At 66.7% G+C, this 3,758-nt stretch carries 4 protein-coding genes; 3 read left to right on the top strand and 1 reads right to left on the bottom strand.

Features of this window, described 5'->3' with window-relative positions; translation table 11 throughout:
- Window positions 1-62: 62 nt before the first annotated feature.
- Window positions 63-914 (top strand): formyltetrahydrofolate deformylase, encoded by an 852-nt coding sequence (gene purU / locus JWQ89_RS09370; protein WP_299640379.1) that lies wholly within the window; start codon window positions 63-65, stop codon window positions 912-914.
- A gap of 145 nt (window positions 915-1,059) precedes the next feature.
- Here the strand turns inward: purU and JWQ89_RS09365 are convergent, their stop codons facing one another.
- Entirely contained in the window at window positions 1,060-1,935 is an 876-nt protein-coding gene (locus JWQ89_RS09365) for an SDR family oxidoreductase (protein WP_299640375.1), read from the bottom strand.
- Window positions 1,936-2,093: 158 nt separating this feature from the next.
- Here JWQ89_RS09365 and JWQ89_RS09360 point away from each other — a divergent pair, with 158 nt between their 5' ends.
- Window positions 2,094-2,450: a helix-turn-helix domain-containing protein gene (locus JWQ89_RS09360; protein ID WP_299640377.1), complete on the top strand. Its 357-nt coding sequence runs from the start codon at window positions 2,094-2,096 to the stop codon at window positions 2,448-2,450.
- Window positions 2,451-2,625: 175 nt separating this feature from the next.
- Window positions 2,626-3,555, top strand: coding sequence for a DMT family transporter (locus JWQ89_RS09355; protein WP_299640374.1), 930 nt, complete (start codon window positions 2,626-2,628; stop codon window positions 3,553-3,555).
- Window positions 3,556-3,758 lie beyond the last annotated feature (203 nt).

Raw genomic sequence — 3,758 nt, 5'->3', positions numbered from 1 at the left:
GCCCCCTTGACCCACCGCCCGCCCACGTGAATACCTCCGCGACCTTCTCCGGAGCCTCTGCCATGCCGTCCAATTTCGTTCTCACCCTCTCCTGTGCCGATCGGCCGGGGATCGTTGCTGCGGTGACGACGGAGCTGGCGGGGCTTGGCGCCAATATCGCCGAGTCCAACCAGTTCTGGGACCGCGAGACCGGGCAGTTCTTCATGCGGCTCGCCTTCGCGGCGCCCGACGGGGTGGATCGGGACGGCATCGAGCGGGCGCTGAAGCCGGCGGTCGAGCGCTTCGGCATGCGGACAACGCTGGTCGACGAGGCGAAAAAGAAGAAGATCGTGGTGATGGTTTCGAAGTTCGACCACACCCTCCTGCACCTGCTCTACCAGATCCGCGTCGGCTGGCTCGATGCCGAGGTGGCGGCGATCGTTTCCAACCACGAGGACAGTCGCAAGACCGCGGACTACGAGGGCATCCCCTACCACCTGCTGCCGGTCGGCAAGGACAACAAGGCGGCGCAGGAGGAGCAGGTGATTGCGCTGTTCAAGGAGAGCGGCGCCGATCTCGTGGTGCTGGCGCGCTATATGCAGATCCTCTCGGACAAGTTCGCGACCCGGCTCTATGGCCAGATCATCAACATCCACCACTCGTTCCTGCCCAGCTTCAAGGGCGCCAAGCCCTATCACCAGGCGCATGAGCGCGGGGTGAAGCTGATCGGCGCCACGGCGCACTACGTGACGCCGGAGCTGGACGAGGGTCCGATCATCGAGCAGGAGACGGCGCGGGTGACGCACGCCATGAGCCCCGACGACCTGATTGCCGCCGGGCGGGATATCGAGAGCCGGGTGCTGGCGAGGGCGGTGAAGCTGCACCTCGAGAACCGGGTGATGCTGAACGGCAAGAAGACGGTGGTGTTTGGGTGAGGCCGGTGGCTCCTCACCCCCACCCTTGATCCCTCCCCACAAGGGGGAGGGAGACGCAAGAACTGAGATCGTGCAGCTGTCGCCTCCCTCCCCCTTGTGGGGAGGGAATGAGGGTGGGGGTGGCCACACGCCCTGGCATTGGCGGCTAAGCCCCCAGCGCCGCCTTGTTGGCCGCGAGAAACTCCCGCACGCTTTGCGGCTTGCTGCCCCACAGCACCTCGACCGCATTGGTGACCATGCTCAGCCCGCCCTCGCGGTGGAGGACGTCGAACGTGGTCAACAACTGCGCGACGCCGGCGGGGAGGCCCACCTGCTGCAGGCCGGCGGTCAGCTCTTCGTCGGTGACGTCGACGACTTCGATTGGCTTGCCGGTGAGCTCGGTAGCGATCGCGGCGATCTCGCGCTGCGTCAGCGCCGCCGTGCCGGTGACGGTGAGCACCCGGCTGCCCACATGATCCGAAAGCAGGGCACCGGCGGCGGCCCGTGCGGTGTCCGCGCGCGGCACATGCGAGAGCCGTCCCTCGCCGGCCGAGGTGAACCACTTGCCGCTGCCCAGGACAGGCGGCAGCGCCTGCAGCAGGTTTTCGGCGTACCAGCTCATCCTGAGGATGGTGTATTCGAGCCCGCTCGCCTTGATCGCCTGCTCGGTCGCATAGTGATCGGGCGCCATCGGCACGATTATGCCCGGCTCCGGGTAGGGCATCGAGGTGTAGGCGATATGCTTGACGCCGGCCGCCTGGGCCGCGGCGACCGCATTGGCGTGGAGCTTCTGGCGCACCTCCCCAAGCGTGTCGGTGGAAATCAGCAGGAACCGGTCGACCCCCTCGAGCGCCGCCGTGAGGCCCGCCGGATCGGCAAAGTCGGCCTTGCGGCTTTCGACACCCGCAAAACCCAGCGCTTCCGGCTGGCGCGAGCCGGCGATGATCCTGCCCTCGTAGCCGCGTTCGAGCAGCAGCTCGACGACCTTGCGGCCGAGCTTGCCGCCGGCGCCGCTGACGAAAAGAGTGGGGTGTGTGGTCATGGTGGAGTCTCCGATTGGTTGTCTCTTTTCGAGACTACGTATACATGAGTAACCACGGTAAACCGCGCAAGACGGCAGCTTTGCCGCCATTGGTTACCTCGGGGGAACCACCCATGACCACTCTGAAACCCAACGCCCTGACGCCGCCGCTGGAACGAATGAAGGACTATCCCGATCCTGCGCAGTGCCCGGTCCGCAACGTGCTCGACCAGCTGGCCGACAAGTGGAGCGTGCTCATCATCACCGCGCTCGCCCGGCGGCCGTTCCGCTTCGGCGAGCTGAAGCGCGAGATCGGCGACATTTCGCAGCGCATGCTGACCCAGACGCTGCGCGACCTGCAGGCCGATGGGATGATCGAGCGCGAGGTGTTTCCCACCACGCCCCCCAGCGTCGAATACCGCTTGAGCCCGATGGGGCGGAGCTTCCTCGTGCCGCTTGCGGCACTGGTCGACTGGGCCTTGGCCAATCATCCGGCGATCCGCGAGGCGCGGGAGGAATTTGCCAAGGCGGCGTAGCAGCGGGCAGCCGGGACGGGCCCCTCCCGGCCTCCCCCATGAAGGGGGAGGTGCGCATCCAGTACGTGGCACTATCGAGCCCAAGCACGCTTCTTCACCTCGCCCCCTCGTGGGGGCCGTCCCGGGCCGCAAGAACAGCCTTGCCCGCCTCCCCGAATTCACCCACAAACGCCGCGTGCCAGCCACCTCGCCCTTCGCCGATCGCCGCGTCGTCATTGCCACGGCGCTGCTCTGCTGCTTCTTGTGGGGGAGCGCGGTTCCGGCGGTGAAGATCGGCTATGGGCTGCTCGGTATCGTGCCCACCGACACGCCCTCGCTGCTGCTGTTCGCGGGGATCCGGTTCGTCCTCGCCGGGCTGATGCTGCTGGCCTATGGGGCGGCGACCGGCAAGCCGCTGGTGCAGAAGCGGCAAAGGTTCGGCGAGCTGGCGCTGCTCGGCCTCGTCTCCACGGCGGGGCAGTATCTGTTCTATTACATCGGCCTCGCGCACTCGACCGGCGTCAAGGTGTCGATCACCACCTCGACCAGCACGTTCTTTTCGGTGCTGCTGGCGCACCTGCTCTATGCCAACGACAAGCTGACCGCTCGCCGCATCCTCGGGTGCCTGCTCGGCTTTGCCGGGGTGATCGTGGTCAATCTCGCGGCCATCGGATTCGACCTGAATTTGAGCCTCCTCGGCGAGGGTTTCATCGTCATCGCCGCGTTGCTGTTCTCGGTCGGCGCCATCTATGGCAAGCGCCTCAGCGCCGACATGGATCCCACGGTGATGACCGGCTGGCAGCTGCTGCTGGGCGGGGCCGTGCTGACCCTTGTCGGGCTGATCGGCGGCGGGCACTTTGCGGCGTTCGACTGGCCGGATGTGGTGCTCCTCGCCTATCTCGCGGCGCTGTCGGCGGCGGCGTTCACGCTGTGGAGCGTGTTGATGAAGCACAATCCAGTCGGGTCGGTCGCGATCTTCAACTGCGCCATCCCGATCTTCGGCGTGCTGCTCTCGGGCCTGTTCCTCGGCGAGAACGTGCTGCAATGGAAGAACCTTGCGGCACTGGTGCTGGTGAGTTTGGGCATCTGGATGGTGACGGCGACGGGGCGGCGCTGGAAGGGCTAACCGACTCCGACATGCCGGTGCCAGCTGACCCCCACCCCTGTCCCCTCCCCCTCAACAGGGGGAGGGAGACGCTTGCTCCGATGTCGGTGTGAGGGTCTCCCTCCCCATTCTTCGGGGGAGGGGACAGGGGTGGGGGTCGGCGAGCACCGGACGGCCGGCGGGGTCGCTCAAACCTTCCCCGGAAACACCCGCCAGCGCTTCGG

Origin of the sequence: Devosia sp. (assembly GCF_028290645.1) — a bacterium.
In the GTDB taxonomy this organism is placed as follows: Bacteria; Pseudomonadota; Alphaproteobacteria; order Rhizobiales; family Devosiaceae; genus Devosia_A.
The sequence above is the reverse complement of the archived record's forward strand: the minus strand, read 5'-3'. Positions and strand labels throughout refer to the sequence as shown.

Excerpts from the sequence above, each read along its gene's own strand:
- purU (WP_299640379.1), top strand. The coding sequence starts at position 63 with ATGCCGTCCAATTTCGTTCTCACCCTCTCCTGTGCCGATCGGCCGGGG.
- JWQ89_RS09365 (WP_299640375.1), bottom strand. The coding sequence starts at position 1,935 with ATGACCACACACCCCACTCTTTTCGTCAGCGGCGCCGGCGGCAAGCTC.
- JWQ89_RS09360 (WP_299640377.1), top strand. The coding sequence starts at position 2,094 with ATGAAGGACTATCCCGATCCTGCGCAGTGCCCGGTCCGCAACGTGCTC.